Genomic DNA, 24220 nt, shown 5'->3' with positions numbered 1-24220 from the left:
TGACCGGCCCCTCTATCCCCCACGTTTCAGAGGTACATCTACATGCCTGCATTCAACCGTCGTCGCTTCCTCCAGGCGGCGGGCGGCACCATCGGCGTCGGGGCTCTGGCCGCCAGCATCACGCGGGCCGTCGACATCCCCGCCTCCGGCCGGTCGGGATCGATCGACGACGTCGAGCACATCGTGGTGCTCATGCAGGAGAACCGCTCCTTCGACCACTACTTCGGGACGCTCAACGGCGTCCGGGGATTCGGTGACCCCCGCCCGCTCATGCTGGAGAGCGGAAAGTCCGTGTGGCACCAGTCCGGTGGCGGCAAGGAAGTCCTGCCCTACCACCCGGACGCGGACGATCTGGGAATGCAGTTCATCGCCGGGTTGAGCCATGACTGGGAGACCGGCCACCAGGCCTGGAACAAAGGCAAGTACGACGACTGGATAGCGGCCAAGACGTCCGGCACGATGGCCCATCTGACCAGGGACGACATACCGTTCCACTACGCCCTGGCCGACGCCTTCACGGTCTGCGACTCCTACCACTCGTCCGTCATCGGAGCGACCGACCCCAACCGCTACTACCTCTACTCCGGGCATACGGGAAATGACGGCAAGGGCGGCGGACCGGTCCTCGGCAACGAAGAAGCCGGTTACGACTGGACCACCTATCCCGAGCGCCTGGAGAAGGCCGGAGTGTCCTGGAAGATCTATCAGGACATCGGCGACGGACTCACCGAGGAAGGCCTGTGGGGCGTCCTGGAGGACGCCTATCGCGGAAACTACGGCGACAACTCGCTGATGTTCTTCAACAAGTACCGCGACTCCCGGCCAGGCGACCCCCTCTACGAAAAGGCGCGCAAGGGAACGACGGTCAAGAAGGGCGGCGATCTCCTCGATGACCTGCGCGCGGACGTCAAGGCCGGGAAACTCCCGCAGATTTCGTGGATCGCGGCTCCGGAAGCATTCTGCGAACATCCCAACTGGCCCGCGAATTACGGCGCCTGGTACATCTCTCAGGTCCTGGACGCCCTGACGTCCGACCCGGAGGTGTGGAGCAAGACCGCCCTGTTCATCACGTACGACGAGAACGACGGCTACTTCGACCACGTGCCGCCGCCCTACCCGCCGGCCGACCCCTCTTGGGGAGCGTCCACCGTCGACACCGACCTCGATCTCTTCCCCGGCGACAGCACCTACGGCGCGGGCCCCTACGGACTCGGCATGCGCGTGCCCACCCTTGTCGTCTCCCCGTGGTCGACCGGCGGCTACGTCTGCTCCGAGGTCTTCGACCACACCTCCGTCATCCAGTTCATGGAGCGCCGCTTCGGCGTCCGCGAACCGCACATCTCCCCCTGGCGCCGCGCCATCTGCGGCGACCTCACCTCGGCCTTCGACTTCAGCCTCAAGCACACCGAGCGCGCGGACCTGCCGAGCACCGACGCCTACGAACCGCCGGACAAGGAGCGGCACGACAGCTACACGCCCTCGCCGCCCGCCGCCCCTGCCCTGCTCCGCCAGGAGAAGGGCGCGAGGCCCACCCGGCCCCTGCCCTACACGCCCCTGGTCACCGCCGCCGTCAAGCCCTCCGCCGGCACGGTCGAGCTCACCTTCACCCCGGGTGACGAGACAGGCGCCTGTTTCCTCGTCACCTCCGGCAACCGCGACGACGGGCCCTGGACCTACACCGCCGCAGCGGGCAGGAAGCTCTCCGACACCTGGAGCACCGGCCCCTCCGACGGAACGTACGAGCTGACCGTGCACGGCCCGGGCGGCTATCTGCGCACCTACGAGGGCACCGCCGCGACCGTGAGCCCGGAAGTCACCGGCCACCACGACCGGGAGAGCGGCCGCGTCAGACTCACCTTCACCAACCCCGCAAGGACGGCCTGCCGCCTCACCGTCACCAACGCCTACGGCGGCAGGAGCAGCGAGGTCACCGTCCCGGCGGGCGGCCGCAGGACACGCTGGGTCGACCTCGGCCACAGCAAGCGCTGGTACGACCTGCGCGTCAGGGCCGACAGCGACAGCGCCTACCTGCGCAGGTTCGCCGGCCATGTGGAGACCGGCGAACCCGGCACCAGCGACCCGGCGCTGCGCACCGTCTGACCCCGCTAGGCTCCCCCGCCCCTCTCCTCGCCGCCGGCCCTGACGCGGACGTGCATGCGCTCGCCCTGCGCCCCGAACAGGACGAGGAACTCCACCGGGATGTCACCGGCGTTGGCGAAGCCGTGCGGGGTGCGGGTGTCGAACTCGGCGGCCTCGCCCGCGGTGAGGACGAGGTCGTGCTCGCCCAGGGCCAGGAGCAGGCGGCCGGAGAGGACGTAGAGCCACTCGTACCCCTCGTGCGTGCCCTGCTCGGGGCACGCGCTCTGCCGGGTGCCGCTCTTGGCGACCGGCATGACCTGCTTGTAGGCGTGCATTCCGCCGAGATACCGGGTCAGGGGGACCCAGGTGTTGCCGTGGCGCAGGAAGGGCCGGGGATGGATGCGCGGGTCGCCCGTCTGGGGCGCGCCGACCAGTTCGTCGAGCGGCACGCCGTACGCCCTGGCCAGCGGCAGAAGGAGCTTCAGGGTCGGCTCGCGCTGCCCGGCCTCGAGGCGCGAGAGCGTGCTCAGGGAGATGCCCGTCTCCTCGCTCAGCCGGGCCAGGGTGGCGCCCCGCGCCTTGCGCAGTGCCCGCAGCCGGGGACCGACGGCGGTCAGCACGTCCGTGAGGTCGGTGTCGTCGCTCATCGCTCCATTTGCCGATGCGGCAAATATCTTTGTCAAGCCGCCGTGGCCGCGCGCAGGGTTGCCGCAGAGCCGCCGAGCAGGCAGAAGGAGCCCTCATGAGCGATCAGCACACCGACACCCGCGATGCTTCCGACACCCACAGCGCCCCCGCCGCCGGATCGGCCGAGGCGTTCTGGGACGAGCGCTACGACCAGAGCGACCGCCTGTGGAGCGGCGAGCCCAATGCCGCGCTCGTCCGCGAGACCGAGGGTCTGACGCCGGGCAGCGCCCTGGACCTGGGCTGCGGCGAGGGGGGCGACGCGATCTGGCTCGCGCGGCAGGGCTGGCGCGTCACCGCATCCGACATCTCGCGCGTCGCCCTCGGCCGTGCGGCCGGGCACGCGGACCGGGCGCGGGTCGCCGACCGCGTCGAGTGGCAGCACCACGATCTCGGCGTGTCCTTCCCGGCCGGCCGTTACGACCTGGTCTGCGCCCAGTTCCTGCACTCCCTCCACGAGATGCCGCGCGAGCAGATCCTGCGGAACGCCGCAGCGGCCGTCTCCGAGGGCGGCACTCTCCTGATCGTGGGCCACATGGGCTTTCCGGCCTGGGAGACCGCACCGCACTCCGGCCTGGACTTCCCCACTCCGCAGAAAGTCCTGGCTTCTCTCGACCTGCCGGCCGGGCAGTGGGAGGTGCTCGTCTGCGACACGCACGAGCACCCCCTGACGGCTCCCGACGGAGGGCCCTCCACGCGGACCAACTACACCGTCAAGCTGCGGCGCCGCGTCGGGCAGGCCTGATCGCACGGGCCGTCCCGGTCAGCCGCACGGGCCCTCCCTGTCAGCGGGGCAGGCGCACGGTCAGGGTCACCCTGCTCCCGCCGGGCCCCGCCGAGATGTTGAGCTCGTCGGTGAACAGGTCGGCGAGCCACAGTCCCCGCCCGCTCTCGTCGCCGTCGAGAGCGGGAGCCCGCACAGGGATGACGTCGGCGCTGAAGCCGGGGCCCACGTCATCGATGTGGCAGTCCAGATGGCCGTTGTTGCGCTGCAGGATCAGCTTGCCGCCGCCGCCCGCGTGCTCGACCGCGTTGACCGCCACGGCGTCCAAGGCGGCGATGAACTCGCTGCGCCGTGGCTCGGTCAGCCCCTGCTGGTCCGCGTACTGTTCGACGAGCATCCGGAGCCTTGGCAGGCCGTCCCGGTCGAAACGTGATTCCAGCAGGGTGACGGGCGGGACCTCACGGCCCCCTGACGCTGTCGACATCAACGGCCCACCTCATTGATCGCCAGATGGGGCACTTGGTCCGCGCCTGCCCGGTGCAATATGCGGGCCGGTGTCGACGCGCAGTCGACCCGGACCGGGCCGTGCGCATCCTCCAGAACCAGCCGCAGCAGATCCACCGCGCAGACCACGGCGAGGAAGACGAGACCGGAAAGGTCCACGGTCAGCGACCGGGAATCCCCGCTGCGCCTGAGCCCCTCGCGCACGGCGCCGATGAACTCATCCCTGGTGGCCAGGTCCGCCTCGCCGACCATGTGCACCACGCCGTCCGCGTGTTCCACGCGCAGGACACCCAGGCGGGGCAGCAGCCGGCAGGGGTGGGCCTCGTGCATGGCCCTCACGACGTCGGGGTCGAACCACCGGGTGTCGTAGGCGCAGATCTCGGTGTAGGGCCGGTCGGTGAACAGATGCTGGGCGTGGGACTCGCGGTGCATCATCACCTCGACATCGGCGCCCAGGTCACGCACCCAGTGCATGTCGATATAGGTGCGAAGCCCGCTGTAGCCCTCGTCCAGTGCCTTGTCCGTCTCTTCGGTGATGCGCTCCCACTGGCGGTGCGGGGTGAACGCGTCCTGGGGCTGGATGAGGGAGCGCATGCTGCTGAGCACCAACTGGCCGTGTCGGCGAGCGGCCCCCAGAAGCACTCCCGGCGCGTCAAGGCGGTTCCACACGTGTTCGTCCTTCATGTGCGGAGCGGCGAAGACCATGACCTTCTCGCGCTTCAGGAGCCCCGCCCACGCGAATACGGAGACCACGTCGCGGCCCGCGTCGTCGTCGGCGTAACTGACGAAAGCGTGGTCACCCGCACGCAGGCGCTGAACCGGGATCGTTCCGACCGACGCCGAGCCGGCATCCGCCATCTCTCACCTCCGGGGCCCCGCAGGGCCCGACGGGGAAACAAGTGCGGGGCAAACGCTAACGCTCCGTACTCGACGGAGGCGGACCCCGCGCATAGTGACCGCCAACTGACGGCGCGGCCCTTCTCGGCGATCGAGAGCGAGCGAGGCTGATGGAAGATGACGCGCTCCGCACTGGCTCTGCTCGGCACGTCACCTTCGGAGCAGCCGAGTTCAGGACTCCGTGAGGGCGTGCTCCACGAGTGCGCGCGCGTAGGCGGCGTCCAGGGAGTTGGGGCGGAAGAGGATGCGGTACATCATCGGCGCCACGACCTGGTCGATGACCCGTTCCGCGTCCGGAGCGGCCTCGCCCCGTTCCGCCGCACGGGCCAGGACGACGCCGATCTGGTCGGCGGCGTAGGCGGAGCACTGGCCGGCGTTGCTCCCGTCCGGGTCGCCGAGGAGTGCGTCCCTGATGTACGCACGCCCCGGCGGGGACGCCATCTCGTCGAGGAACTGCTCCGCCCAGGCCCCGAGGTCCGCACGCAGGCTGCCGAGGTCGGCCGGCTGCGTATCGGGGCGCAGGTGCTCGACGGCGACGTCCGACAGGAGCTCCTGCAAGTCCCCCCACCGGCGATAGACGGTCGAGGGGGTCACCCCCGCGCGAGCCGCGACCAGCGGGACGGTCAGCGCCTCGCGTCCCAGCTCGGCCTGCAGCTCGCGGACTGCCGCGTGGACTGACTCCTGGACCCGGGCGCTGCGCCCTCCCGGCCGGACCATGGGCTTGGGACTCATGGCTCCACCTTAACGCCTTAATGCAAATTTATTGCTTCTAGGTGATGGAAGGGTGCACCCTCAAGCCGCGACGGGAGCGAGCCGCCCCACTGCCGCTGCCGGCCCGAACTCCTCCGCCGCTCCGGCCACCTCATAGGCGCGCCCGACCCGCAGGACGGTCGCTTCGTCCAGGGGGCGACCCATCAGCTGCATCCCGATCGGCAGGCCCGCGTGATCCTGGCCGACGGGCAGCGTCAGCGCCGGAACGCCCGTGATGTTGGCCGGTGCTGAGAGGCGGACGTAGCTGTCGGAGACGGCCTCCACGGTGCCGTCGGCCCACTCCACACTGTCCTGACCGGACTTGACCGCCGTCATCGGCACCGCCGGGGCGGCGATCACGTCGACTTGGCCGAGCAGCTTCGCCCAAGCGTCGCGCATCAGTGTCCTGGCGCGCTGGGCCCGGAGATAGTCACCGGCGGTCACGAACTCGCCCGCCTCCAGCAGGACTCGGACGTCCGCCGCGTACAGATCGGGCGTCGAGCGGAGCGTTCGCTCGTGGTACGAGGTCGCTTCGGGGACCATGTGGCCCCACTGGACGGCCTGGATGTAGCGCGTCATCGGGATCTCGACCTCGACGAGTTCGGCTCCCAGCTCCCGGAGCCGCCCGATGGCCTCGCGCACACTGGCCTCGACCTCCGGGCTGACGCGCTCGAAGTAGTAGTTGCGCGGCACGCCCACCCGCAGCCCCGTCAGGTCACCGGCCTCCGCGGCGGCGCCATCTCCCGGTGCGTGCCGCCGCGGTCCCTCCAGTGCCGCGAGGACGAGCGCCGCGTCCCGCACCGTGCGGGTGACGGGGCCGACGTGGTCCAGGGACCAGGAAAGGGAGGTCACACCCTGCCGGGAGATCAGGTCGTACGTCGGCTTGAGGCCGACCACGCCGTTCAGCGCCGCGGGCACGCGGATCGAACCGCCGGTGTCGGTCCCCAGGGCGAACGTGGCCTCTCCCGCCGCGACGGCGACGGCCGAGCCTCCGCTCGACCCACCGGCGACGCGGCCGTGGTCCCAGGCGTTGTGCGTCTGAGGGGTGGTGAGGCCGTAGGCGAACTCGTGGGTGTGGGTCTTGCCGAGCAGCACCGCACCGGCCGCGGACAGGTGCGCGGCGACGGCGCTGTCGCTTTCGGCGACATGGTCCGCCCTGACGCGGGAGCTCGCCGTGGTGGGCATGCCCTCGGCATCGATCAGGTCTTTCAGGCCCATGGGGATGCCGTGCAGCGGACCGCGCGACCGACCCCGGGCGATCTCCTTCTCGGCCGCGGCGGCGGATGTCCGGGCGGAGTCGGCGGCGACGGTGACGTAGGCGTGCAGGCGCGATTCCACCGCGTCGATGCGATCGAGGACGGAATCGGTCAGTTCGACCGGCGACAGCTCACCCGCGGACACCGCGCGGGCGGCATCGGCGAGCGACAGCTCATACGGCTGCATCGACGGCCTCCTGTCCCGCTGCGTCCGCCGTGCGCGCCGTGTAGGCCATCGCCGGCGGCGTGTCCCCGAAGTCCAGCTCCCGCAGGGTGGCGATGACGGAGTGGATGTGGTTGGCCGTCGCCGCCACCGCCTCGTGACGGTCGTCTTCCAGCGGCAGGCCCGCCCGGAGGGCCCCGCGGGCGGCCTCCTGCGGGGTGAGTTCGGCGGTGTTCATGGGCGCCCTCTCGACTCGGTTCGTCGCGCTGCGCGGGGCGGCGGCCCGCTCTCGGCAGCACTCAAAAGCTAACGGTTTGCTTTAGCGGCACGATAGGCCCTACGTTCGACTTAACGCAAACGCGTTGCTTTTAGACGCGGTAACGCACCACCCGGAGGAGCCCGCATGCCCAGCAACCCCCAGCACGCCAATACCGCCCCGACCTGGGCCGTGGGAGACCTCACCGTCGCCCGCATCGACGAGGTGCACCTGCCCCCGCAGACGGGCCCCTGGCTGCTGCCCGGAGCCACCCCGGAGGTCGTGGCCCGATCCCCCTGGCTGCAACCGGACTTCGCGGACGAGCAGCGCGTCCTGCGACTGGCGAGCCACAGCTTCGCGATCGAGGCCGACGGCTTGCGTGTGCTCGTCGACACCGGCATCGGCAACGGCAAGCAACGGGCCAACCCCGCGTGGCACAACCTGAACACCGACTACCTGACGCGCCTGACGGAGGCCGGCTTCGCACCCGAGACGGTGGACCTCGTCGTCCTCACCCACCTGCACACCGACCACGTCGGCTGGAACACCAGCGTGCAGGACGGCAGTTGGGTGCCCACCTTCCCCAACGCCCGCTACGTCACGACCCGCACCGAGTGGGACTACTGGGCCGGCGCCGACATGGACGAGGCCCGCCGCCAGATGTTCCGGGACTCCGTGCACCCCATCAAGGACGCGGGGCTGCTCGACCTCGTCGACGTGGCTTCCGAGGGCACCGACATCGCCCCCGGTGTCCGCCTGCGTCCCGCTCCGGGCCACACACCCGGCCAGGTGGCGGTGGAACTGACCAGTCGCGGCGAGAGCGCGCTCATCACCGGTGACTGCATCCACCACCCCGTCCAGTTGACCCACCCGGACCTGGGCAGCTGCGTGGACATCGACCCCGCGGCCGCGGCCGGGACCCGCCATGCGCTCCTCGCCTCGCTCTCCGGCACCCGGACCCTGCTCCTCGGCAGCCACTTCCCGCCGCCCACCGCGGGCCACGTGATCCCCGACGGCACCTCCTACCGACTCGTTCCTGCCGCCCCGGGGGCGGCAGTTGCCTAAGCTGAGAGGCGGAGTGCGGATACGGAGAACAGCGGGGAGCTCGTGGATCCTGAGATCGTGACCATGGCCGGAGCGGCCGGCTCTGCCGTGGTGGGCGCACTGGCCGGCGACACCTGGCAGCAGGCCGTCGACGGCGTGATCGCCCTGTGGCGCCGGTTCCGTCCGGAGAACGTCGACGCGGTGGGGCGGGACCTGGAATCGGCCCGCTCGACTCTGCTGCTTGCGGGCGACGGACCGGAGGCCGACAGGACGGCGGAGGCGCTGCGCGTGGCGTGGCAGGGGCAGCTGATGACCGTACTGCTTTCGGACCCGTCCGCCGTGCGGGAGCTGCGCGTCCTGCTCGACGAGCTCTCCCCGCCCGGGACGCCGGGCGCGGAAGTGCACCTGCGGGCGAAGGCCACCGGTCACGGCCGGGTCTACCAGGCGGGCCGGGACCAGCACATCACCGAGGGATGAGCTCCGTGAGCCCGGCCGGTGAGGGCGGTGCACCGCAGATGCGCGCGCAGGCAAGCGACGAGGGGCGGGTCTACCAAGCGGGGCGCGACCAGTACGTGACGGAGAACCACTTCCACTTCGCGGCGCCGGGGACGGGCCCGACGGACGACCCACCGGGCGGAGGAGGAACGGACCGCAGGGGATTCATCCAGCGGGTGGGCGGCCTCGCCGGCGTTCTGATGTCGGACGGAGTCAGCAGGAGCGGCAGCCAGGTCAGGGTCGACCCCGGGCTCATCGGCTCGCTGGCCATGCTGCGCCGGAACCTGGTCACCTCCGAGCGGTCCATGGGCCCCGCCCAGGTGCTGCCGCTGGCCCGCCAGCAGATATCGGTTCTCTCCCTCATGCGCAGGGACACCAGCGACCGGGCCCTCGGCAGGGACATCCTGAAATTGCAGGCCACCTGGATGGATTTCCTGGGCTGGCTCTGGCAGAGCAGCGGCGACTTCGAGACGGCAGGAACGTACGCGGAGAAGTCCGCCACGCTGGCCATGGCGGCCGGTGATCAGGTCCTCGCCGGGTACTTCCACGCCCGCAGGTCGCAGATGGCCACCGACGATTTCGACGCCCACGTCGGGCTCGGTCTCGCCGAGCAGTCCGTCGGCGGCGATCGACCGCCGAGCCGCATGCGGGCCTTCGGACACCAGCAGTGTGCCCATGCCTGGGCGCTGCTCGGAGACGAACGCAGGGCCCTGGCCGCCCTGGACACCGCGCAGCACATGATTCACGAGCCGGAGGCACCACGGGACCCGCTGGGGGTCTCTGCCGGCTTCATGACCGACAACTACCTGCGCGCCCAGCGGGCGGTGATTCTCCTCCGGGTGGGGCGCCTGGAGCAGGCGACGGACGAGATGCGCTCCAGCCTCGACGCCTGGGACACCGGCTTCAACCACGAGATGGGCCTGCACCAGGCCAACCTGGCCCACGCCTACGCCCTCGCCGGGGACACCACCACATCCTTCGAGTACGCCGAGGCAGCGCTGCGCAACGCGCTGGAGACGGGGTCGGGGCGGACCCTGCACGTCCTTGCGGCGGTCGTCCGCGAGCTCTACGACAAGGTGCGCTGGAGCGCGGAGTTCGAGTCGTTCGCACGCCGCGTGGAGTTCGCTCTGCGGCCGCCCGGCACCGTGGACGGTTGAGATGAGCGAAGCGATCTCCTGTGCGGCCTGGGCTGGGTGGGGGCCCGTGACGGTGCCGGTGTCCTGGTCGGCTTCGTGAACGTGGCGTGGGACGGCGCGGCCCACGCCTTCCTGATCGACACGAAAACCCGGGGCTCGAGCCCCACCTGCGCGGCTTCTACTTCGAGGCCTGCGGATTCCGGCCGACGGAAGCAGGTCTGATCCACCTGCCGTCCACGCCGTGACATGGCGGGGCCCCGAAGGCAAGGTGTTGCCTCCGGGGCCCCGGTTGTTCAGCTCAGCTCGTGGTCGGGCCTCACCTCACGGTGGTGAACCTGGCCACGTTCCCTTCGGTGGACTGCCGGTGGAAGCCCGCCTTCTCCAGCACGCGGACCGAGGGCGGGTTCGACAGTTCCACCCCGGCGGACACCGTGTGGACACCCGGTGCGGTCAGGGCGAACTCCACCAGGGCCCTGGTGGCCTCGGAGGCATAGCCCAGACCGCGGCGCGAGGCCACGATCCCGTACCCGATCTCCAGGACGCCCTCGCTGGGCGGCCAGAACAGGCCGATCGAGCCCACCACCAGGCCGCTCTCCCGCTCGATGACCAGACGGTGGCCGTAGACACCGAGCCAGTCGGGGTTCTGCTCGAAGAGGCTCGCGATCACACGGTCGCCTTCGGCGGGAAAGTCGTCCGCCCAGTGCGTGGACCTGGTGTCGCCGAGGACCGCGGCGGCCTCGCCCGGGGTCCAGGGCCGCAGGACGAGACGCTCGGTGCTCACGTCGGCGTGGGCAGGGGTGGATGCGGGTGTGGATGAAGAAGAGGAAGACATGTGTCTCTCCTGGTCGTTCGAAGTGACGACCCGGTCCGCGCTCGGCTAACGCGCGGCCCGGACGAGGGCATGCTGATGACGGCCTGCGGCAGCCATATTCATCAACCTCCCGGTCCGGTGACAGCGCGTCTCTCGCGCCTGCGGGACGATAACAACCGCCCCGCAGGCCGGGCAACACATTTAAAGAGCGCCTGCTCAGAAAGTGACTGCTCGATGAGCGGCTACTTCAGGTACGGGCCGTCCGCGCCGACCTTGCCCGGAGCCGGATTGCCCGGCAGGTCGAGCACATAGGCGCGCAGATTGCCCTTGCCCGGAGCGGCGACGGAGAGCTTGCCGTCGGTGACGGTCTTCGTCTCGCCGGTGACGGCGTCGGTGTAGGTGCCGTCGGGGATGCCGCTGTAGCTCGCCTCGCCGGAGACGGTGACGAGGGCGAAGCTGTCGACGGAGCCCGAGGTGTAGCGGCGCTTGTAGGCCATCGGTCCGGTGATGCCCTCGGTGGAGTACTGGCCCGACTGGAGCGCCGGCACGGCCCTGCGGATCCGGTTGAGTCGCTGCACATGCTTGACCAGAGGCTGGTCCAGGGTCTCGGCGACCTCGCCGCTCGCGCTGTCGACCGTGCCGAACTCCGTGGCGGTGACGCTGCCTTCGAGGTGGTCGCCGTAGTAGGCGCGCCCTGTACCGGCCAGCGGGCACTTGGGGCCGCAGTCGATCTGCTTGCCCTTCTGGAACTCGATCTCCGAGCCGTAGTACAGGGTCGGGATGCCGCGGAAGGTCCACATCAGGGCCATGTTCTCGGCCCAGGCGTCGGTGCCGCCCGCATAACGGGTGGAGGACTTGTTCGGTCCGTAGTCATGACTGTCGACATACACCGCGTTGTACGTGGCGTCGTTGACGGAGTCGTCGGAGTCCTTGCCGTTGTTGTAGGCGTTCGGGGCGTCGCCGAAGTTCATGTGCATGCGCATGTCGATGATGTTCATGCCGGAGAACTTCGTGCGGTCCGGCGCGTGGTAGGTGTTTCCGTCCAGGAAGGCGTTGTTGCTGGTGGGCTGGTTGCCGGTGCCCTGCGCCTGCTCGTACTCATACATTTCGAGGGCGGCCGTCGCGTCGTCGGCGCTGTACTCCTTGCGTTCCTTCCACGTGTAGAACTGTGCGGAGTGGTTGACCGAGCCGCGGTTCCACTTGTCGTTGACGAAGGCCGCGACCTCGCCGAACACATAGAAGTCGTCGGCCTTGTCCGCGCCGTACTTCGCCACCAGCTTGTCGTGCAGCGCGGGCAGGAAGCGGCGGTTCCAGGTGGTGCGCGGGATGTGCACGGCGGTGTCGACGCGGAAGCCGTCCACGCCCATGTCGATGTACTTGTTGTAGGCGTCGATCAGGTATTGCTGCACATCGGCGTTCTCGGTGTTGAAGTCCGCCAGGTCGTCGTGGAGCCAGCAGCTTCGTGAGTCCTCGCCCTCCCAGTTGCCGATCCAGCACTGGTGGTACGTGGCCTTGGGGAACATGCCCGAAGTAGGGCTCGGCCACTGGCAGTTGTAGATCTTCCGGCCGTCCGAGCCGGTGCCCGACTGCTTGCCCCAGTCCTTGCAGGTGTTGCCCGCCGGTTCCGCGGTGGACCAGCGGTCGCCGTTGTAGGGGTTGCCCTGCGCGTCCTCGTCGAGCGGGTCGTACTGCTTGCCCTCGACCTTGTCGTCGTAGTAGTCGCCCCACTCCTCGTCCTGGACGCCGAACGCGGTCGGGGTGAACAGGCCCTTGGCGCCCCAGCGCGAGCTGTGGTTGTAGACGACGTCCTGGTAGATCTTGATGCCCTTGGCGTGGGCCCGGTCGATGAGCTGCTGGTAGGAGACGCCGTCGGACTCCAGGCGCGGGTCGATCTCGTAGAAGTCGTATCCGTGGTAGCCGTGGTAGTCGTAGTCCGACCGGTTCATGACCACCGGGGTGATCCAGATCGCCGAGAAGCCGAGGCCTTTGATGTAGTCCAGCTTCTCGGCGAGTCCCTTGAAGTCGCCGCGGACCATGGGGTCGTCGTTGGCCGCGTTCCCCGACGACGTGTGCTGGTTGCCGCCGCGGTTGTTGGTCGCGTCGCCGTCGCTGAAGCGCGCGGTCATGGCGAAGTAGACGGTGTCCGCGCGCGGGTCCCCGCCGAGCATGCTCGCGGGCTCCGCCTCGGCGGCCACGCTTCGGGTGTCCTCCCCCGCCGCCCTGTCCGCGCCGCTGACGCCGGGGAGCAGTGTCAGGAACAGCGCGGCCAGGACGCCGGCCAGAAGCGCTCTGGGTTCTCCGGTGGCGCTGAGGTGCGTCATGGATCCTCCTGTACGTAGTGGGGTACGCGGGAGGGCCGACGCGCCATCAGCCCGGACGGGTGGAGGGGCCGGTCAGGCCCGTGCTCGCAGTCCCGTGACTCAGCCTCGCTCGAAGACGGCGACGCTCCGTGCGGGGACGTCGAAGGTGCCTGAACTCCTCTCGTACGAGGACGACTTGACCACGGGGTCGCCGCCCTTGGCCTGGACGGGGTGCAGCTTGTACGCGGCGCCCTTGAGGGCCGCGACGCTCTGCTTCTGCGCCTGTGGGGTCGCGTTGAAGACGACCACCAGGTCACCCACCTCCATGGTGATGACGCCGGGGGTCTCCGCGGAGGTGCCCGAGAGCGGGAAGGAGAGCCGGGACTGGACACGCCCGGCCGTGGCCAGGGAGAACGCGGGCTCGGTCGCGCGCAGCTTCACCAGGTCCCGGTAGGCGGCCGAGGTGCCGTTGATCTCCGCGCAGCCGGGGGTCAGGGACGCGGACGTCAGCAGCGGCTTTCCGTACGACCACTTGTCCTTGTTGTCGGCGGCCGGGGGCAGGCCGCGGCCGAAGCCGTTGCCCTCACGGCAGTCCCAGTGCAGGGCGTTGAACCAGTCGCCGCTGTCGTAGGAGTTGCGGTCCAGGGACTTGGAGCGCAGCAGGTCGCTGCCCGCCTGGGAGAGGGACGGGCCCTGCGCCAGGGTGGCGGTCGCCATGGCGAGCACCTGCATGCGGGAGCGCTCGGCGGCCGTGGTGTCCGCGGGCAGCTTGAAGGCGAGCGCGTCGTACAGCGCTTCGTTGTCGTGGGCGTCGGCGTAGGAGAGGGCGTCGCCGGGGGCGGCGGCGTATCCGGCCGGGGCGCCGTTGTAGTCGACCTCGGAGCCCTTGACCTTCTTTCCCGCGGAGTCGGTGAACGTGTAGTCGGCGAGGTTGCCGGTCAGGGCGACCTTGATCAGGTCCTGGTAGTGCAGGAGCCGGGCCTTCTGCTCGGCCGGGGTGCCGTTGGCCTTCGAGGCGTTGGGGTCGGTGAACAGGCCGCTGGCGAAGCCCTGGACGCCGGGGTCCTCGTCGAAGGGGCCGCCGCCGCGCACCGCGTCGCGGCCCCGGTCGGAGAAGGTGGCGATGCCCGTGCCCGCCATGTTCTTCTGGGTGGCCTGGACGAAGCGGGCGTCGTCCGCGATCTCGCCGAAGTTCCAGCCCTCGCCGTACAGGACGATGTTCTTGCCGTCGACGCCGTCCTTCTTGAGGGTCAGCGCGTCCAGCGCCTTGCGGACGGCCAGGATGTTGGCCTTGGGGTGGTGTCCCATCAGGTCGAAGCGGAAGCCGTCGACCTTGTACTCCCTGGCCCAGGTGACCAGGGAGTCCACCACGAGCTTGCCCATCATGGCGTTCTCGGGGGCGGTGTTGGCACAGCAGGTGGAGGTGGCCACCGTGCCGTCGGCGAGCAGCCGCTGGTAGTAACCGGGCACGATCTTGTCGAGGACGGACTTGTCGGCCTGACCGCTGGCGACGGTGTGGTTGTAGACGACGTCCATCACGGTGCGAAGCCCGGAGCCGTTGAGACCCTGGACCATCTCCCGGAACTCGACCGTACGACGGGTCCCGGCCGGGTCGCTCGCGTAGCTGCCCTCGGGCACGGTGTAGTGCAGGGGGTCGTATCCCCAGTTGTAGGCGTCCTTGGCCGCGGTCTTCGTGACGCAGGCCTGCTGCTCGTCGGAGTCCGGGGCGGACGCCGTCAGGTCGCAGTCGGGCTTCGACTGGTCGGCGGCGCGCTCGGGGATGGTGCCGATGTCGAACGCGGGCAGCAGATGCATGTAGGAGGTGCCGGCTTTGGCCAGCTCGCGCAGGTGCTTCATGCCGTCGGACGCCGTGTCGGTGAAGGCCAGGTACTGGCCGGGGTGCTTGGCGGTGCGGTCCTCGACGGAGAAGTCGCGGATGTGCAGTTCCTGGATCTGTGCGTCGCGCAGGGGTGTCGCCCCGGGCTTCCTCAGCTGCCCCCAGCCCTTGGGCGCGAGCTTCGGGTCGTCGAGGTCGACGGCGATGCTGCGCTGCGAGTCGGCGGTGAGCGCGGTGGAGTAGGGGTCGGTGACCTTGTTGGTGACGACCTTCTGGACGCTGGGCGCCCACACCTTCACGACGTACCGGTACTGCTTGCCCGACCAGCTTCTGGCGCCGGTGACGGACCACACGCCGCTGGCGTCGTCGCGCCGCATCGCCACGCGCTTGCCGTCCAGTTCGAGGCTGACGGACTGGGCGGTGGGCGCCCACACGGCCAGGGTGGGGCGGCCGCCGCGGAACTGCGGGCCGAGGGCGGCCTTGGTGGCCCTGGCGCCGTAGAGGTCGTCGAGTATGCCCTGCGTCTGGACGCCGGTGGCGCCGAGCAGGGTGCCGTCGGCGCCGCTGCGGGTGGCGACGAGCTGACCGGTGAGGGCGGTGCGGACGCGGTCCCGGTCGCGTGGGTCGACGGTGAAGGCCGCGTAGCTCTTGAGGTGCGGGTACTTCTTGCGCTGGGCGTCGGTGAGGCCGCCCCCGGCGGGGGTGAGGCGGATGCGCCGTCCCTCGCCGGCGAGTTCGCCGTCCTTGACGGTCAGCTGTCCGTCGCGGGCGTAGACCAGCTCCTGCGACGCGGCGTCGCCCTTGACGTCCCAGGCGAGGGTGTTCTTGTCGATCCACTGCGCCGCGGACTTGGACAGGTCTAGGTCGGCGGGAGCGTCGGCGGCGGCCGGTGCCCGGGGCGCCGCGGTGGCCGAGGACGTCAGGGGCGCGACGGCGGCGAGCAGGGCGAGGGCCGTGGTGACGAGGGTACGGCGGGGGGAGCCGGTCAAGGGGAGCTTCTCCTTGTGTAGTGCGGGGTCAGGGGGTGCGCGCCGGAGGGACAAGAAACAGCCCCTCCGGCGTTCGAGGAGCGGGGTCCGGGGCGGAGCCCCGAGTCGGGTGGGCCGCCCGGCGGCGGGGAAGCGGATGCCGGGCGGCCGGTCAGGCAGGGCGGGGTCTTCGCTCAGCAGCTCCTGGCACCCGCGTGCAGAGCGAGCGCGGTGTTCGGTGCCACGGCGGCCGTGAACTGGCCCGAGCCGTTGACGGTGACGCTCCTGCCGCTCTGGACGTCGCAGTAGCCGCCCGCGGCGAGGGAGGTCTGGAAGGTGCGGTCGACCGTGGAGCCCTCGTGGTTGATGACCACGTAGGCCTTGTCGCCGCGGCCGAACGCGATGGCATCGTTGCCGTTGTCCCACCAGTTGGTCATGCCGGTCCCGCGGGCGGTGTTGCGGAACTTGACCATGCTTCTGATCTCGGGCCAGGCGTGCTGGCACTTCCAGCCGTCGCTGTAGCAGGCGTTCACCTGACCGCCGTTGGGCGGTCCGGCGTCGATGTTGCTGAACTCGTAGCCCGATTGCACGTCGGGGGCGCCGTAGGGCAGGGCCAGCATGAAGACATGGGCGAGGGTGTAGTTCGCGCCGTCCTTGTAGTTGAGGGTCTGGCCGTGCCGCTCGGTGTCGTGGTTGGCGACGAACACGGCGGCCGAGGCGCCGGGCATGTAGCCCCAGCCCTCGCCGTAGTTCTTCAGATAGGCGAGCTTCTCGTCGTTGAAGACGCGCTTGAGGTCCCAGCCGTAGCGGAACTCCTGGGCGTCGCCGGTGGCGGTGTACTCGCTCGGCGATACCGCCTCGCCCGAGCCGTAGATCGTCTCCTGCTTGAAGTAGGCATTGGGGTTGGTCAGCCGGGACTTGATGTTCTTCAGGTCGTCCACGGCGATGTGCTTGGCCGCGTCGACCCGGAAGCCGTCGACGCCGAGGGACAGCAGGTCGTTGAGGTAGGCGGCGATCCTCCCCCGCACGTACTCCTCGCCGGTGTCGAGATCGGCGAGGCCGCCCAGCTCGCAGTTCTGGACGTTCCAGCGGTCCTGGTAGTTGCTGATGCTCGACCGGCAGTTGTCCATGTCGGCGCCCGAGTAGGTGCCCGGGTAGTCGTACTTGGTGAACGTGGAGCCGGCCGAGCCGGTGCCGGAGGCGTTGGTCATGTGGTTGATGACCGCGTCCGCGACGACCTTCACCCCGGCCTTGTGGCAGGTGTCGACCATGTTCTTGAACGCGGTCCGGTCGCCGAGCCGGCTGCCTATCTTGTAGCTGACGGGCTGGTAGGCGGTCCACCATGCCTCGCCCTGGATGCGTTCCTGGGGCGGGGAGACCTGCACGTAGCCGTAACCGTCGGGGCCGAGCTGCTGCGTGCAGGCCTTGGCCACCGAGTCGAACTTCCACTCGAAGAGCACGGCGGTGACGTCCTTGGCTCCGGGCGGGGCCGCCTGCGCCTGCGGGGCTCCGGCGACGATGCTGCCCGCGGCGCCCGCCACCAGGGCGAGGGCGCCGGCGACGGGTCTGCGGACTCTGGTCTTTCGGCCAGCCATGAGGGCCTCCTGCATGAGTGAGGTGTGACCTTGAATGGCAACGCGCCGTGCCCGTCAGGCCGTTGAAGGATGTTGCAGAAACATTTCAACGCCGATTTCAGCCGAGACCGTACGACCCCCGGGAACCGCGGTCAACCCTCCGCGCACACTCTCGCGTCAGATGCGGATTCCCGGGAGTTCATGCGCCGCAAAACCTTTCGCAAGACATTGCGACGGTGTTACGTTCAACCACAACTCCGGTCCGGACGGCCGGGGGACCCGGATAACGGGCCCCACGCGCCCGGCCGTTCGGGCCGGAGGACGGACGGAGAGGCCCCGGAGCCACATCAAGACCCCGCTGCCCCGAACAGGGCCGGCACCGGGCGCCTCTCTCCCGGCCCGGCGACTGCGCGGGCGTGCCTCAGCGCGGCGGCTGCGCCGTCGAGCCGCGCACCACGAGCTCGGGCTGGAAGACGAACTCCGTGTGCTGTACGGGGTTGCCGTGCAGCTCCTCGAGCAGCGCGCCCACCGCGGCGCTCGCCATGGCCTGCACCGGCTGGCGCACCGTGGTCAGCGGCGGGTCCGTGAACGCGATGAGGGGCGAGTCGTCGAAGCCGACCACCGAGACGTCGCCGGGCACCGAGAGGCCGCGCTCGCGCACCGCCCGTACGGCACCGAGCGCCATCATGTCGCTGCCGCAGACCATCGCCGTGCACCCCTGGTCGAGCAGGGCGCTGGCCGCCGCGTGACCGCCCTCGACCGTGAACAGCGTGCGCTGCACGAGCTGTTCGGCCTCCTCCTGCTCCACGCCGAGCAGCGCGTGCAGAGCGGCCTTGAACCCCTCCGCCTTGCGCAGCGAGGGGACATAGCGGGTGGGCCCGATGGCCAGGCCGATCCGCCGGTGGCCCAGGTCGACGAGGTGACGCACCGCCATCCGCGCCGCCGCGCGGTCGTCGGGCGAGACGAAGGACACCGGGATGTGCTCGTTGTAGCCGTTGATGAGCACGAACGGCACACCACGGGCGTGCAGTTCGAGATACCGCGCGGGATCGGCCGTGGTGTCGGCGTGCAGCCCCGAGAGGAAGACGATGCCGCTGACCCGGCGTTCCTCCAACTGCTCGACCAGCTCGTCCTCGCTGGCCCCGTCCGGCATCTGGGTGCACAGCATCGGCGTGTAGCCGTGCCCGGACAGGACCTGCTCGACGACCTGCGCGAAGGCGGGGAAGATCGGGTTGCTGAGCTCGGGGATGACCAGGCCGACCAGACCGGCGCTGTGCCGCTTGATCCGCATCGGCCGTTCGTAGCCGAGCACGTCCAGAGCGGCGAGCACCCGGCGCCGGGTGCCCGCGGCCACCCCCGGTTTGCCGTTGAGCACCCGGCTCGCGGTGGCCTCGCTGACGCCGGCCTGGGCCGCGATGTCCGCGAGGCGCGGGGCTCCCCGGTCCGGCCGGTCCCCCGCGCCTCCCCGGTCGGCGGACCGCGGCAGGGACAGGGTCACACCGCCCACCAGACGGTGGTGTCGGCGGGCAGCTCGACCTTGCCGTCCGCCGTCTCCACCCCGGCGTTGGCGAGCAGGAACCGGCCGGGGGCCGGGATCGTTACCGCCGCGCCCGTGGTGTTGGCCGTGCACACGAAACCCTCGCGACGGAAGGCCAGAACGCCCTCAGGGGCCTCCAGCCACTCCAGCGAGTCGCCCGCGCCGAGCCCGGGCTGCTCCCGTCGTACGGCGAGCGCGCTGCGGTACAGCTCCAGGGTCGAGTCGGGGTCGCCGGTCTGCGCCTCGACACTGAGCTTGCCCCAGCCCGCCGGCTGCGGCAGCCAGCTGCCGCCCGCGCCGAATCCGTAACTGGAGCCCTCGGTGGTCCACGGGATGGGCACCCGGCAGCCGTCGCGGAAGCCGTCCTGGCCGCTCGCGCGGTGGAACGAGGGGTCCTGGCGCACCTCGTCGGGCAGGTCGGTGACGTCGGGCAGGCCCAGTTCCTCGCCCTGGTAGACATACGCGGAGCCGGGCAGCGCCAGCATCAGGAGCGTCGCCGCGCGGGCGCGGCGCAGGCCGAGCTCGCGGTCGCCCGCGGTGCGCAGCTGGGTGCCGAGCCCTGCCGGGTTGGCGAACCGCGTGGCGTGCCGTGTGACGTCGTGGTTGGAGAGCACCCAGGTGGCCGGGGCGCCGACGGGGCGCATGGCGGCCAGCGACACGTCGATGACCTCGCGCAGCTCCGCGGCGTCCCAGTGGGTGCCCAGGTACTGGAAGTTGAAGGCCTGGTGCATCTCGTCCGGGCGGACGTAGGCGGCGGCGCGCTCGACGGTGGGCGTCCACGCCTCGGCGACGAGGATCTTGTCGCCCGCGTACTCGGTGAGGACCTTGCGCCAGCTGCGGTAGATCTCGTGCACGCCGTCCTGGTCGAAGAACGGCATGACATCGTTGCCCAGGAGCTTGAGCTGGTCGTGCATGCCGATGTCGGGCAGACCTTCGGCCTTGACCAGGCCGTGGGCGACGTCGACGCGGAAGCCGTCGACGCCCATGTCGAGCCAGAAGCGCAGGATGGAGCGGAACTCGTCGTGGACGGCGGGGTGTTCCCAGTTGAAGTCGGGCTGCTCGGGCGCGAAGAGGTGCAGGTACCACTCGCCGTCCTCGACCCGGGTCCAGGCGGGGCCGCCGAAGACGGACTCCCAGTCGTTGGGCGGCAGTTCGCCGTTCTCGCCCTTGCCGGCCTTGAAGTGGTAGCGCTCGCGCAGGGGGGAGCCGGGGCCCTCGCGCAGGGCGCGCTGGAACCAGTCGTGCCGGTCCGAGGAGTGGTTGGGCACCAGGTCGACGATGACGCGCAGGCCCAGGTCGTGGGCGTCCCGCAGCAGGGCGTCGGCGTCGAGGAGGTTGCCGAACATCGGGTCGATCGCGCGGTAGTCGGCGACGTCGTAGCCGGCGTCGGCCTGCGGCGAGGAGTAGAAGGGGCTGAGCCAGACGGCGTCGACGCCCAGGTCCCTGAGGTAGGGAAGGCGGGCGCGGATGCCGTCCAGGTCGCCCATTCCGTCACCGTTGCCGTCGGCGAAGCTGCGCGGATAGACCTGGTAGATCACCGCGCCACGCCACCAGTCCGTGTGGGTGCCGGAGGCGGGGGCTGCAGGGGCGGCGAGATGCTGGGTCATGTCTTCCCTGAGATCGAGAGGTCGAGTGCGAGGGGGGTGTGTGCCGCGAACGACGCGGATGTGCGCCGTGTCAGGACTTCGTCGCGCCGGCCGTGAGGCCGCCGACGAGGTGGCGCTGGACGAAGCCGAAGATCACCGCGGCGGGCACCGCGACGATGACGGCGGCGGCCGTCAGCGAGCCCCAGTCGCTGGTGTACTGATTGACGAAGGTCTGCAGGCCGCCCGCCAGGGTGAGGTTCTCCTCGCCGGTCATGAAAGCGGAGGCGTAGGCGACTTCGGCCCAGCCGGTGATGAAGCTGTAGAAGCCGGTGACGGCGAGACCGGGCTTGGCGAGCGGCACGATGAGCCGCCAGAAGGTGCCGAACGGGTTGAGCCCGTCCACGCGCCCCGCTTCGTCGATCTCCACCGGGATGGTGTCGAAGTACCCCTTCATCATCCAGGCGCAGAACGGCACGGCGATCGTCAGATAGGTGACGACCAGGCCGATGGGCTGGTTGAGCAGGCCCAGGCTCGCCAGGAGGTTGTAGAGCGGCACGATGAGCACCGCGACGGGGAACATCTGCGTGATCAGCAGGAGCCACATCAGCGGCCGCATGCCGGGGAACTTGAAGCGGCTGACGGCATAGCCGGTGGTCGCGGAGATGAAGACGCCGATGACGGTGGTCAGTCCCACGACGAGCAGGGAGTTGCCGAGCCAGCTCAGGAACTCGGTGTCGTTGACGACGTGGTCGTAGTTGCGGAACGTGAAGTCCTTGACCAGGTCGGTGGAGAACGCCTCGCTCGTCGGCTTGAACGAGGTGATCAGGAGCCACAGCGGCGGGAGCACCGCGGTGGCGGAGGCGACGAGGAGGCCCACGTGCAGCGCGACGGAGGCGAGCGGCCCGCGTTCGCCGCGCTCCCTGACCTTCTTGGGCCGGGCCGGGGACACGGTCTTCCCCGTCGCCGTCGGGGTGTTCTCGTTGGTCATGGTGGTCACCACACTTCTCCCTGCTTGCGGAGCGCGCGGCGGTAGACGACCGCGAAGAGCGAAAGGAGGGCCAGGATGATGACGCCCCAGGCCGCGGATCCCGCGAAGTCGCGCGGGCTGACGACGAACGAGAGCCGGTAGGCGTACGTCACCAGGATCTCGGTGGCGTCTCCGGGACCGCCCCGGGTGAGCAGGAAGATCACCGGGAACATGTTGAAGGTCCAGATGCTGCTGATCAGGATCACGGTGCTGCTGACGGTGCGCAGGCCGGGCAGGGTGATGTGCCGGAAGCGCTGCCAGGCGTTCGCGCCGTCCATCTCCGCGGCTTCGTAGAGCTCGCCGGGGATGGACTGGAGTCCGCCGAGCATGGCGACCAGCATGAAGGGGACGCCGAGCCAGACGTTGACCGTGATCACCGAGAGCTTGGCCCAGGTGGGGTCGTTGAGCCACGGGATCGCGTCGATGCCGCCGCCGGCGAGGATCTTGTTGAGGATGCCGTTCTTCTCGTTGAAGAGCAGGCGCCAGGTGAAGACGGAGACGAAGGCCGGCACGGCCCAGGGCAGGATCAGTGCCATCCGGTAGAGGGAGCGTCCCGCCAGCTTGCGGTTGAGCATGTTCGCCAGGGCGAGGCCGAGGGCGAAGGAGATGGCGACACAGGAGACGGTCCAGACGATCGTCCAGGTCAGCCGGTCCCAGAAGACGCCGTCGGAGAGGACGGCGGTGTAGTTGTCCAGGCCGACGGACTTGTAGGTCGCCGGGATGTGGTTCATGCCGATGGTGCGCTCGACGTTCGCCTCGTTGGCATCCGTCGTCGACAGGTACAGGCCCCGCACCAGCGGATAGCCGATGATCACGCCGATCACGACCACCACGGGGGCGACCATGCTCCAGGCGTACCAGTGGGTGGACAGCGACCTGCGCAGCCGTCCGGGGGTCTTGCCGGAGTCGCCGGTCCGCCGGCCGCGGCCGCGGGCGCCCGGGGCGTCCGCGGCCTTGGCCAGTGACTGGCTGCTGTCAACAGCCATTTACTTGTAGTCCTTCAGGAGCTTGCGGTAGGCGTCGCCGACACCCTTCGCCCCGCTGTCGGGCGAGGTCTTGCCGCTGAGCACCTTCTCCATCTGCAGCCGGATGGGCTCGAACAGGGCGTTGGCCTCGGGGATCCAGGGCCGCTCGACGGACTTGTCCACGGCCGGCTTGAAGAACTGCACCATCTGGTTGTCCTTGACGGACTTCACGTCGTAGACGGAGGTGCGGGTGGGCAGCAGGCTCAGCTTCTCGGTGGTCTGCTGCTGCACCTTGGCCGAGCTCATGTACTTGATGAACTCGTAGCTCGCGTCGAGGTTCTTGGAGCCCGCGTAGGCCGCGAGGTTCCAGCCGCCCTGCGGCGATGCCTGCCGGTCGCTGCCGCCGGGGACCGGGGCGATGCCGAGGTTGTCCTTGTCGCCCTTGAACTGCTTGCCCTGGAGGGCGCCTTCGATGGACCAGGGTCCGTCGAGGGCCATCGCGACGTCGCCGTCCTTGAAGGCGTTCAGTTGGTTGTTGTAGCCGTCGCTCGCGTCGGTGGTGGCCGCCTTGGAGTCGACCAGGTCCTTCATGACCTTGAAGGCCGCCGCGCCCTCGGGGTCGTCGACGGTGACCTTCTTGCTCTTGGTGTCGAGGAGGTCGCCGCCCTCGCCGTACAGGTACGGGAGGTAGTAGTACGGGTCGTCGCCGCGCAGGTAGAGGCCGGTCTTGCCGGACTTCGACTTGATCTTCTTCGCGGCGCTCTTGACCTCGTCGAAGGACGTGGGCACCTCGACACCGGCCTGCTCGAGCATCTTCTTGTTGTAGAAGAGCGCCAGGGTGTCGATGGTCTGCGGGGCGGCGTAGGTCTTGCCCTTGAACTTGGTACTGGCCGCGGCCTGCGGGAGGTAGTCGTCCGCCTTGTCGAGGGCGGGGGTGCCCTCCAGCGGGGCGAGGTAGCCCAGGTTGGCGAAGTCCGCGACCCAGGCGACCTCGGTGCGCATGACGTCGGGGGCGCCGGAGTTGCCGCCCGCGGCGTTCTTGAACTTGGCGTTGGCCTCGCCGAACGCGACGCTCACGTAGTTGACCTTGACGTCCGGGTGGAGCTTCTCGAAGCCCTTGGCGAGCTTCTCGTAGGTCCCCTTCTCCGCGTCGTTCGAGGTGTCCCAGAAGGTGACGGTGCCGGACAGCTTGCCCGAGCTGTTCTTGCCGCTGTCACCGTCGTCGCCACCGCACGCTGCCGCTGTCAAAACCAGGGCCCCGACCATTGCGGTGGCCGCTATGCCACGCCGCATGTGCACTCCTTCAACTGATCCCGGAACAAGGGGAGGCGAAACCCCCGACAGAGCTGCCTCCTGCGAGCCGCACCGACGCGGCACCGGGTTGCCAGGGAACGTAACAGGATTGAAAAGCGCCCGAAAGACCTTGCGAGAAATTTCTGCAAGGGCTGCTGATCGTTACCGCCGTGTGTCCTTACGGTTGCTCTTGCCGCGCTTGACAGGCGCCTCAGGTGGCGGGCTCACTCCCCTGTCACCACACCGATCCCCCGCAAGGAGCTTGCAAGGCCGGAGCTTTCTGCAAGCTTTCGCAACCGGTGTGCAATCCGGCAGATCACCGGTACAGTCCCTG

At 69.7% G+C, this 24220-nt stretch carries 19 protein-coding genes and 2 pseudogenes; 6 read left to right on the top strand and 15 right to left on the bottom strand.

Features of this window, described 5'->3' with window-relative positions; all coding sequences use genetic code 11:
- Positions 1 to 42: 42 nt before the first annotated feature.
- Positions 43 to 2100 (top strand): phosphocholine-specific phospholipase C, encoded by a 2058-nt coding sequence (locus ABZ906_RS31900; protein ID WP_361388714.1) that lies wholly within the window; start codon positions 43 to 45, stop codon positions 2098 to 2100.
- 5 nt (positions 2101 to 2105) lie between these two features.
- Here the strand turns inward: ABZ906_RS31900 and ABZ906_RS31895 are convergent, their stop codons facing one another.
- Positions 2106 to 2726 carry a helix-turn-helix domain-containing protein gene (locus ABZ906_RS31895; protein WP_361388711.1) on the bottom strand — a complete coding sequence of 207 codons (621 nt, stop codon included), beginning with the start codon at positions 2724 to 2726 and terminating at the stop codon, positions 2106 to 2108.
- 95 nt (positions 2727 to 2821) lie between these two features.
- On the opposite strand from ABZ906_RS31895, the gene ABZ906_RS31890 reads away from it, so the two are divergent.
- On the top strand, positions 2822 to 3508 hold the full coding sequence (locus ABZ906_RS31890; RefSeq protein WP_361388708.1) for a class I SAM-dependent methyltransferase: 687 nt from the start codon (positions 2822 to 2824) through the stop codon (positions 3506 to 3508).
- A gap of 40 nt (positions 3509 to 3548) precedes the next feature.
- On the opposite strand, the gene ABZ906_RS31885 is transcribed toward ABZ906_RS31890, so the two are convergent.
- The 5 genes from ABZ906_RS31885 to ABZ906_RS31865 all read right to left on the bottom strand — a co-directional run bounded on the left by ABZ906_RS31885 (position 3549) and on the right by ABZ906_RS31865 (position 7295).
- Positions 3549 to 3971: an ATP-binding protein gene (locus ABZ906_RS31885; protein ID WP_361388705.1), complete on the bottom strand. Its 423-nt coding sequence runs from the start codon at positions 3969 to 3971 to the stop codon at positions 3549 to 3551.
- A complete protein-coding gene (locus tag ABZ906_RS31880) occupies positions 3971 to 4849 on the bottom strand; it encodes an MEDS domain-containing protein (RefSeq protein ID WP_361388702.1) in 879 nt (292 codons plus the stop codon). The genes ABZ906_RS31885 and ABZ906_RS31880 overlap by 1 nt, the downstream gene beginning before the upstream one ends.
- Before the next feature lie 210 nt (positions 4850 to 5059).
- Positions 5060 to 5620 carry a TetR/AcrR family transcriptional regulator gene (locus tag ABZ906_RS31875; RefSeq protein WP_361388699.1) on the bottom strand — a complete coding sequence of 187 codons (561 nt, stop codon included), beginning with the start codon at positions 5618 to 5620 and terminating at the stop codon, positions 5060 to 5062.
- A gap of 60 nt (positions 5621 to 5680) precedes the next feature.
- Positions 5681 to 7081 carry an amidase gene (locus ABZ906_RS31870; protein ID WP_361388696.1) on the bottom strand — a complete coding sequence of 467 codons (1401 nt, stop codon included), beginning with the start codon at positions 7079 to 7081 and terminating at the stop codon, positions 5681 to 5683.
- Positions 7068 to 7295: a hypothetical protein gene (locus ABZ906_RS31865; RefSeq protein ID WP_361388693.1), complete on the bottom strand. Its 228-nt coding sequence runs from the start codon at positions 7293 to 7295 to the stop codon at positions 7068 to 7070. The genes ABZ906_RS31870 and ABZ906_RS31865 overlap by 14 nt, the downstream gene beginning before the upstream one ends.
- Before the next feature lie 165 nt (positions 7296 to 7460).
- Here ABZ906_RS31865 and ABZ906_RS31860 point away from each other — a divergent pair, with 165 nt between their 5' ends.
- From ABZ906_RS31860 to ABZ906_RS31845, 4 genes and pseudogenes are all read left to right on the top strand, one after another.
- Entirely contained in the window at positions 7461 to 8378 is a 918-nt protein-coding gene (locus ABZ906_RS31860) for an MBL fold metallo-hydrolase (RefSeq protein WP_361388690.1), read from the top strand.
- 63 nt (positions 8379 to 8441) lie between these two features.
- Positions 8442 to 8834: a hypothetical protein gene (locus ABZ906_RS31855; RefSeq protein ID WP_361185053.1), complete on the top strand. Its 393-nt coding sequence runs from the start codon at positions 8442 to 8444 to the stop codon at positions 8832 to 8834.
- Positions 8831 to 10009, top strand: coding sequence for a hypothetical protein (locus ABZ906_RS31850; RefSeq protein WP_361388687.1), 1179 nt, complete (start codon positions 8831 to 8833; stop codon positions 10007 to 10009). The genes ABZ906_RS31855 and ABZ906_RS31850 overlap by 4 nt, the downstream gene beginning before the upstream one ends.
- Before the next feature lie 27 nt (positions 10010 to 10036).
- Positions 10037 to 10233: pseudogene (locus tag ABZ906_RS31845) on the top strand (GNAT family N-acetyltransferase); the annotation flags it as partial.
- 71 nt (positions 10234 to 10304) lie between these two features.
- On the opposite strand, the gene ABZ906_RS31840 reads toward ABZ906_RS31845, so the two are convergent.
- The 9 genes and pseudogenes from ABZ906_RS31840 to ABZ906_RS31800 form a co-directional block, all read right to left on the bottom strand.
- The gene (locus ABZ906_RS31840; RefSeq protein ID WP_361184323.1) at positions 10305 to 10820 is read right to left on the bottom strand and encodes a GNAT family N-acetyltransferase; all 516 of its coding nucleotides are present in this window, start codon (positions 10818 to 10820) and stop codon (positions 10305 to 10307) included.
- A 221-nt stretch (positions 10821 to 11041) separates the two neighbouring features.
- Positions 11042 to 13120 carry an alpha-amylase family glycosyl hydrolase gene (locus ABZ906_RS31835; protein WP_361388684.1) on the bottom strand — a complete coding sequence of 693 codons (2079 nt, stop codon included), beginning with the start codon at positions 13118 to 13120 and terminating at the stop codon, positions 11042 to 11044.
- A gap of 99 nt (positions 13121 to 13219) precedes the next feature.
- Positions 13220 to 15925: a pullulanase-type alpha-1,6-glucosidase gene (gene pulA / locus ABZ906_RS31830; RefSeq protein ID WP_361388681.1), complete on the bottom strand. Its 2706-nt coding sequence runs from the start codon at positions 15923 to 15925 to the stop codon at positions 13220 to 13222.
- 176 nt (positions 15926 to 16101) lie between these two features.
- Positions 16102 to 17499, bottom strand: a pseudogene (locus tag ABZ906_RS31825) (alpha-amylase family protein); the annotation flags it as partial.
- A 400-nt stretch (positions 17500 to 17899) separates the two neighbouring features.
- On the bottom strand, positions 17900 to 18970 hold the full coding sequence (locus ABZ906_RS31820; RefSeq protein WP_361388801.1) for a LacI family DNA-binding transcriptional regulator: 1071 nt from the start codon (positions 18968 to 18970) through the stop codon (positions 17900 to 17902).
- A 2-nt stretch (positions 18971 to 18972) separates the two neighbouring features.
- Positions 18973 to 20622: a glycoside hydrolase family 13 protein gene (locus ABZ906_RS31815; RefSeq protein ID WP_361184331.1), complete on the bottom strand. Its 1650-nt coding sequence runs from the start codon at positions 20620 to 20622 to the stop codon at positions 18973 to 18975.
- A gap of 70 nt (positions 20623 to 20692) precedes the next feature.
- Positions 20693 to 21589: a carbohydrate ABC transporter permease gene (locus tag ABZ906_RS31810; RefSeq protein WP_361388798.1), complete on the bottom strand. Its 897-nt coding sequence runs from the start codon at positions 21587 to 21589 to the stop codon at positions 20693 to 20695.
- Positions 21590 to 21594: 5 nt separating this feature from the next.
- On the bottom strand, positions 21595 to 22614 hold the full coding sequence (locus tag ABZ906_RS31805; RefSeq protein ID WP_361388678.1) for a sugar ABC transporter permease: 1020 nt from the start codon (positions 22612 to 22614) through the stop codon (positions 21595 to 21597).
- The gene (locus tag ABZ906_RS31800; RefSeq protein WP_361388675.1) at positions 22615 to 23886 is read right to left on the bottom strand and encodes an extracellular solute-binding protein; all 1272 of its coding nucleotides are present in this window, start codon (positions 23884 to 23886) and stop codon (positions 22615 to 22617) included.
- Positions 23887 to 24220 lie beyond the last annotated feature (334 nt).

Source organism: Streptomyces sp. NPDC046925, from assembly GCF_040644915.1.
GTDB lineage: Bacteria > Actinomycetota > Actinomycetes > Streptomycetales > Streptomycetaceae > Streptomyces.
The sequence above is the reverse complement of the archived record's forward strand: the minus strand, read 5'-3'. Positions and strand labels throughout refer to the sequence as shown.

Excerpts from the sequence above, each read along its gene's own strand:
- ABZ906_RS31880 (WP_361388702.1), bottom strand. The coding sequence starts at position 4,849 with ATGGCGGATGCCGGCTCGGCGTCGGTCGGAACGATCCCGGTTCAGCGC.
- ABZ906_RS31805 (WP_361388678.1), bottom strand. The coding sequence starts at position 22,614 with ATGGCTGTTGACAGCAGCCAGTCACTGGCCAAGGCCGCGGACGCCCCG.
- ABZ906_RS31815 (WP_361184331.1), bottom strand. The coding sequence starts at position 20,622 with ATGACCCAGCATCTCGCCGCCCCTGCAGCCCCCGCCTCCGGCACCCAC.
- ABZ906_RS31885 (WP_361388705.1), bottom strand. The coding sequence starts at position 3,971 with ATGTCGACAGCGTCAGGGGGCCGTGAGGTCCCGCCCGTCACCCTGCTG.
- ABZ906_RS31800 (WP_361388675.1), bottom strand. The coding sequence starts at position 23,886 with ATGCGGCGTGGCATAGCGGCCACCGCAATGGTCGGGGCCCTGGTTTTG.
- ABZ906_RS31860 (WP_361388690.1), top strand. The coding sequence starts at position 7,461 with ATGCCCAGCAACCCCCAGCACGCCAATACCGCCCCGACCTGGGCCGTG.
- ABZ906_RS31865 (WP_361388693.1), bottom strand. The coding sequence starts at position 7,295 with ATGAACACCGCCGAACTCACCCCGCAGGAGGCCGCCCGCGGGGCCCTC.
- ABZ906_RS31850 (WP_361388687.1), top strand. The coding sequence starts at position 8,831 with ATGAGCTCCGTGAGCCCGGCCGGTGAGGGCGGTGCACCGCAGATGCGC.
- ABZ906_RS31840 (WP_361184323.1), bottom strand. The coding sequence starts at position 10,820 with ATGTCTTCCTCTTCTTCATCCACACCCGCATCCACCCCTGCCCACGCC.
- ABZ906_RS31890 (WP_361388708.1), top strand. The coding sequence starts at position 2,822 with ATGAGCGATCAGCACACCGACACCCGCGATGCTTCCGACACCCACAGC.
- ABZ906_RS31870 (WP_361388696.1), bottom strand. The coding sequence starts at position 7,081 with ATGCAGCCGTATGAGCTGTCGCTCGCCGATGCCGCCCGCGCGGTGTCC.
- ABZ906_RS31855 (WP_361185053.1), top strand. The coding sequence starts at position 8,442 with ATGGCCGGAGCGGCCGGCTCTGCCGTGGTGGGCGCACTGGCCGGCGAC.
- ABZ906_RS31900 (WP_361388714.1), top strand. The coding sequence starts at position 43 with ATGCCTGCATTCAACCGTCGTCGCTTCCTCCAGGCGGCGGGCGGCACC.
- ABZ906_RS31810 (WP_361388798.1), bottom strand. The coding sequence starts at position 21,589 with ATGACCAACGAGAACACCCCGACGGCGACGGGGAAGACCGTGTCCCCG.
- ABZ906_RS31895 (WP_361388711.1), bottom strand. The coding sequence starts at position 2,726 with ATGAGCGACGACACCGACCTCACGGACGTGCTGACCGCCGTCGGTCCC.
- ABZ906_RS31875 (WP_361388699.1), bottom strand. The coding sequence starts at position 5,620 with ATGAGTCCCAAGCCCATGGTCCGGCCGGGAGGGCGCAGCGCCCGGGTC.
- ABZ906_RS31835 (WP_361388684.1), bottom strand. The coding sequence starts at position 13,120 with ATGACGCACCTCAGCGCCACCGGAGAACCCAGAGCGCTTCTGGCCGGC.